Here is a 4722-nt window from a genome sequence, read left to right as displayed (position 1 = left end):
CGCAGAATCCAGCTCCGACCCCACCTCATCGACGGCTGCCTCACCGCCACCGGCCTGGCTATCAACCCACCGACCCCACCCTGAAATCCTCAGTAACGGCCCACGAGGCCAGGGACTCCGGGCGGTAGCCGGCTGGACACCGGCGTACTCGAGGGGGCGGCGGGCACGTTCCGGCCGCAGAAGCGGCGCGCCAGGACCACAGAAGCCGGCGGCACGCTGCGCGCGGCGAGGGTGGAGGGCGGGACGGTGCACACCTCACCCGTGCGGGCGGTCGGCCCGGGGCGTCTCGCGTGCGGCCACCTCGGAGCGTGGTCAGTAGTGCTCGTGGTCAGCTGTGCCGGCGGAAGTCCAGCATGCAGAAGACCTTGTCGTAGCGGTGTTCGCCGACGGCGACGAAGTCGGGCAGACGGCCGTATTCGGTGAAGCCCAGCGACCGGTAGAGGTGCAGGGCGCTGGTGTTGTCGCCACGGGCGTCCAGGGTGAGGACCTCGATACCCGCCTCCCGGGCGTCGGCGATCAAGGCAGCGGTCAGCGCCCGACCGACACCACGGCCATGGGCGGCGGCATCCACCGCGATCTTCTCCAGATCGGCGTGTGGCCGATGCGTCGGCCGGGCGTAGCGCAGCCAGTACCCCAACCCGACGAGCCGACGGTCGAGGTAAGCGGCCCGCAAGGCCGCATCCCCGGACTGCGCTGCGGAGACGACGTGGTCGAGGAGTTCCGCCACCTCATCCCGCGAGGGTGGTTCGACCCAGCCCAGCGCGGCACCCCCGCTGACCAGGTCTGCCAGGATCTGGTGGGCCGACTCCGCGAACCGAGCCCCCAGCTCCGGATCGGACGTCAGCTCCATGGCGTCAAGGAATGCGGGCTCAGTGGTCGCACCGCTGGTCATCGCCGTATTCATGATCCGAAGCCTAGGCCAGCCCAAGGCCCAGCCGAGATCCCGCACTCCAGCCTCGGGGGAAGTCAGGTCGCTACTGACGCACGCTCCTAGCCGCCGAGTTGTACGAGCTGTACGAACTGTGCGAGTTGTACGAGCTGTGCGGCGTTCCGCGTCGGCGTCCCGGCGGCGGGGGCAGCGGCGGGATGGCGGGGCGACGGGGCGACGGGGCGACGGGATGGCGGGATGGCGGGCTGGCGGGCGATCAGAACATGCGTCAGCGCCTCACCTCCACCAGCCGTGTCCGGATCGTCCTCGAGTGAACGAGGCACGCGCGGGTGGACGCGACCGGGCCCGTGCTCGGGAGGGCGCCGGTGGGCAGCCGGTGAGGAGGCGGCCTCCCGAGGGCGGTTCCTCCGGACGCGCCGGCCAAGAGACGGCGTCACGCCGTCGCGCGGGGTCGGCGCTGCTCCGCCGGGCAGCGCCGACGGATGCGGGCCATCGCACGAGCGGGCTCCTGCGGCAAGAGCGCACCGTGACGGCGCACCAGCCATGGAAGCGCTTCCACCGCTGGGGTCAGACCGTAGTGACAACTCCCGCCAAGCAAAAGAGGAGTGGGGCACATTCCTCACGGAGTGCTTTCGACTCCTCGCGTGTCTTGACGTAGTCGCGTCACGTCCGCACAGTGGGAGCGCTCCCACTCGTTCAGAGCTTGTGCGCACGTGTTCTTCCCATCCCCGTCTCCCCGAGCCGCGAGGAGAACCATCCGCATGCCAGCACACCCCCCTCCCCGAACACGCGTCCGCCGCGGGCTGCTGACCGCCTCGGCCGCGGCCCTCTCTCTTTGCCTCCCCCTCGGCCTCACGGCCGTCGCCACCACCGCCGCCGCCACCACCGCGGCGGTGCAGTGCAGCGTCGACCACAAGACCAACGACTGGGGCTCGGGCTTCACCGCCGAGCTCACCCTCACCAACCGGTCGGCCACCGCGCTCGACGGATGGACCCTGACCTACGACTACGCGGGCAACCAGCAGCTCACCAACGGCTGGAACGGCGTCTGGTCCCAGTCCGGCAAGACCGTCAGCGTCGCCGCCCCGGCCTGGAACAGGACCGTGGCCGCGGGCGCGGCCGTCACGGCCGGCGCCCAGTTCGCCTACAGCGGGACCAATGCCGCGCCCACGTCCTTCGCTGTCAACGGCACCTCGTGCACGGGAGCCCACCAGCCCCCGGTCGCCGTCCTGAGCAGCCCCACCGCGGGCGCCCTCTACACGGCGGGTACCCCCGTGCCGCTCGCCGCCACCGCCGCGGCGGCTGACGGCGCCACCGTCGGCAAGGTCGAGTTCTACAGCGGCACCACGCTCCTGGGCGTGGACACCACGGCGCCCTTCGCCCTCTCCGCGACCGGCCTCGCCGTCGGTTCCCACTCCCTCTACGCGAAGGCCTACGACAGCCTCGGGGCCTCCGCCGAATCGGCCCCCGTCGGCATCACCGTCGCCGCGGGCCCCGCGCTCGTCGCCACCCCCGCGCAGCTCTCCGTACGCCGGGGGGAGACGGGGACCTTCGACCTGAAGCTCTCCCAGCAGCCGGCCGCCGACGTCACGGTGGGTGTTGCCCGCACCTCGGGCAACACCGACCTCGCCGCGACGCCCGCCGCGCTCACCTTCACCCCGGCGAACTGGAACACCGCCCAGAAGGTGACGGTCACCGCCGGGGCCACCGGCAGCGGTTCCGCCGTCTTCACCGCGACGGCACCCGGGCACGCCAAGGCCGAGGTGACGGTCGCCCAGCTGGCCGCCGGCTCCACGTACGACGCACGCTTCCTCGACCTGTACGGGAAGATCACCAACCCGGCCAACGGCTACTTCTCGCCCGAGGGCATCCCGTACCACTCCGTCGAGACGCTGATCGTGGAGGCCCCGGACCACGGGCACGAGACGACCTCGGAGGCGTACAGCTACCTGATCTGGCTGCAGGCGATGTACGGGAAGATCACCGGGGACTGGACCAAGTTCAACGGCGCCTGGGACATCATGGAGAAGTTCATGATCCCCACCCACGCCGACCAGCCCACGACCGGTACCTACAACGCCTCCAAGCCCGCCACCTACGCTCCCGAGCACGACCTTCCCTCGCAGTACCCGGCCAAGCTCGACGGGGGAGTCGCCGCCGGCGCCGATCCGATCGCGGGCGAGCTGAAGAGCGCGTACGGCACGGACGACATCTACGGCATGCACTGGCTCCAGGACGTCGACAACGTCTACGGCTTCGGCAACGAGCCCGGAAAGTGCTCCGCCGGACCGTCCGCGACCGGGCCCTCGTACATCAACACCTTCCAGCGCGGCCCCCAGGAATCGGTCTGGGAAACCGTTCCGCACCCCACCTGCGACAACTTCACCTTCGGTGGCAAGAACGGCTACCTCGACCTCTTCACCGGCGACTCCTCCTACGCCAAGCAGTGGAAGTTCACCGATGCCCCGGACGCCGACGCGCGTGCCGTCCAGGCCGCGTACTGGGCCGACATCTGGGCCAAGGAGCAGGGCAGGGGAACCCAGGTCGGCGCGACCGTCTCCAAGGCGGCGAAGATGGGCGACTACCTGCGGTACTCCCTGTTCGACAAGTACTTCAAGAAGGCGGGCGGGTGCGTCGGCCCGGCCGTCTGCCCCGGCGGCACGGGCAAGGGCAGCGCGCACTACCTGATGTCCTGGTACTACGCCTGGGGCGGCGCCACCGACACCTCGGCCGGCTGGTCCTGGCGGATCGGCTCCAGTCATGCGCACAGCGGTTACCAGAACCCGCTCGCGGCGTACGCGCTCAGCGAATACGCCCCGCTGAAGCCCAAGTCGACGACCGGCGCCACGGACTGGGCGACCAGCCTCGACCGGCAGCTGGAGTTCTACCGCTGGCTCCAGTCCGACGAGGGCGCGATCGCGGGCGGCGCCACTAACAGCTGGCAGGGGCGGTACGCACAGCCCCCGGCCGGGACTCCGACCTTCCACGGCCTCTTCTACGACGAGAAGCCCGTCTACCAGGACCCGGCGTCCAACCAGTGGTTCGGATTCCAGGCCTGGTCCATGGAGCGGGTCGCCGAGCTCTACCGGCAGACGGGTGACGCCGCCGCCAAGACCGTGCTCGACAAGTGGGTCGGCTGGGCCCTGTCGAAGACCACGATCAACCCCGACGGCACCTACCGGATCCCCTCCACCCTCCAGTGGTCGGGCGCCCCCGACACCTGGAACGCGTCGGCTCCCGGCGCCAACACGGGCCTGCACGTCACGGTCGCCGACTACACCGACGACGTGGGTGTGGCCGCCGCCTACGCCAAGACCCTGACCTACTACGCCGCGAAGTCCGGGAACACCGAGGCCAAGCGGGTCGCCAAGGCCCTCCTCGACGGCATGTGGGCCCACCACCAGGACCCGCTGGGCGTCGCCGTCCAGGAGACCCGGACCGACTACGACCGCTTCGCCAACCCGGTGTACGTGCCCGGCGGGTGGACCGGCACGATGCCGAACGGCGACACGGTGAACTCCTCGTCCACCTTCGCCTCGATCCGCACGTTCTACCGGGACGACCCGGCCTGGCCGAAGGTCGAGGCCTACCTCGCGGGCGGCGCCGCGCCCGTCTTCACCTACCACCGGTTCTGGGCCCAGGCGGACATCGCCCTGGCCATGGGCTCGTACGCGGAGCTGCTCGAATAACGGCCCACCCCGCCTGGCGGCGGCGACGCGTACGACCGTGGCGGGGGGGGGGCGGCGGGGGGGGGGGGGCCCCGCGCGCCCCGCAATCAGAACCCCCCCCCCCCCCGCGGCGGGGGGGGGGCGGGGGGGGTGGCGCGCTCGGGG

Annotated in this window: 2 protein-coding genes; one reads left to right on the top strand and one right to left on the bottom strand. The window is 71.2% G+C overall.

Annotated elements, in window-relative coordinates; genetic code table 11:
- Positions 1 to 328 precede the first annotated feature (328 nt).
- Positions 329 to 892, bottom strand: a complete 564-nt coding sequence (locus ACWF9Z_RS25665; RefSeq protein WP_453605585.1) for an N-acetyltransferase family protein — start codon at positions 890 to 892, stop codon at positions 329 to 331.
- A 758-nt stretch (positions 893 to 1650) separates the two neighbouring features.
- Here ACWF9Z_RS25665 and ACWF9Z_RS25660 point away from each other — a divergent pair.
- The gene (locus ACWF9Z_RS25660; RefSeq protein ID WP_453605581.1) at positions 1651 to 4578 is read left to right on the top strand and encodes a glycoside hydrolase family 48 protein; all 2928 of its coding nucleotides are present in this window, start codon (positions 1651 to 1653) and stop codon (positions 4576 to 4578) included.
- Positions 4579 to 4722 lie beyond the last annotated feature (144 nt).

This window comes from Streptomyces sp. NPDC054961 (assembly GCF_053609145.1).
The sequence above is the reverse complement of the archived record's forward strand: the minus strand, read 5'-3'. Positions and strand labels throughout refer to the sequence as shown.